Origin of the sequence: Acetatifactor aquisgranensis (genome assembly GCF_943193215.1) — a bacterium.
Taxonomy (GTDB): domain Bacteria; phylum Bacillota; class Clostridia; order Lachnospirales; family Lachnospiraceae; genus Acetatifactor; species Acetatifactor aquisgranensis.
Genome location: NZ_CALPDH010000110.1, coordinates 1 through 1,080, shown reverse-complemented (window position 1 = coordinate 1,080; position 1,080 = coordinate 1). Strand labels below are relative to the sequence as shown.

The following is a 1,080-nucleotide window of genomic DNA, read 5'->3' as shown; positions in this document are numbered from 1 at the left end:
TTTATTTTTTGTCAAACATATGTTCGCAAAACGTATGTTTCTTTTTGTCACTCCAAAAGACGCAATTTCCTATAAAGATAAAAAGTACCGCCCCAGCTTTGGGACATTTTGTCCCAAACTTCATGGGGACTATGTAGGAAATACGTCCCGGCTATTTCCGGCCCCAGTGTTGCCCTCTCATATACCACCAGAAAAGAGGACAGAAAAGAGGGGTGACTTGTTTTTATTTTGAAGTGGTTCTTCTGATTGCCTTTATCCCGACAGCAATGAAGAAGCCAATTATAATTCCGAGAAAGTTACAAATCAAGTCATCAATATCGAAACTTCTGCCGAGAATAAGCTGAAACAGTTCTACGATAATCGGGACTGCTGCGGCCATTGCAAAAACATTCTTGCTGTTCAGCTTTTCGGTGACAAATGGAAGGAAAAAACCAAATGGTATAAACATCAAAACATTGCCGATGATCATCTCCTTTACCCAACTGCCGAGAGAGTATTCACCACTTAGACACTTCACGATAATAGGCATCAAGTTAATCTCGCCGAGCTTAAAAAGCGGCACCATTTCTTCCCACCAGCCGAAGAAAATACCATCAAAAATGTCCAGCCAAAAACCTATTGGCAGGATAACAAGGCTGCACAATCCGGTCAGATAACACACAAACAGCAACCGCATCGTTTCTGACATCCATGCAATATTGCCGTTCCTTTGCTTTAAGAATACTAATCTGCAAACTGCATACAAAATCCCAACAACAATCGTAATCGGTACAGCTTGCAAAAAGTAACCTAAAATTGTGCCGGAGTTCATTTCCATTCTAAATGAATTATATATTTCAAGAAACATATGTCCCTCCACAAATTCGGAATTTATCTATTTGCTTGGAAATCAAGCATAGCATACTTTTATAGTGCTGTCTATTCCCTCAGCTTTGGGACATTTTGTCCCAAAGGTATAAAATCCGCGCCATGCCTTAAAACACGCAATTTACATAATATGCACAAACGGTTATACCGAAACTTCTATTATACCGAAATCTCCATGGAAAGCTGATAAAGCATGGCTTCTTGCGGAGAGTT

Annotated in this window: 2 protein-coding genes; one reads left to right on the top strand and one right to left on the bottom strand. The window is 39.9% G+C overall.

Going from position 1 to position 1,080, the window contains the following annotated elements:
• On the top strand, positions 1–232 hold a 232-nt coding region (locus NFS35_RS28900; protein WP_251210393.1), incomplete at its 5' end, for a hypothetical protein.
• Here the strand turns inward: NFS35_RS28900 and NFS35_RS28895 are convergent.
• A complete protein-coding gene (locus NFS35_RS28895) occupies positions 224–847 on the bottom strand; it encodes a VanZ family protein (protein ID WP_251210392.1) in 624 nt (207 codons plus the stop codon). The genes NFS35_RS28900 and NFS35_RS28895 overlap by 9 nt on opposite strands.
• Between the last annotated feature and the right edge of the window lie 233 nt (positions 848–1,080).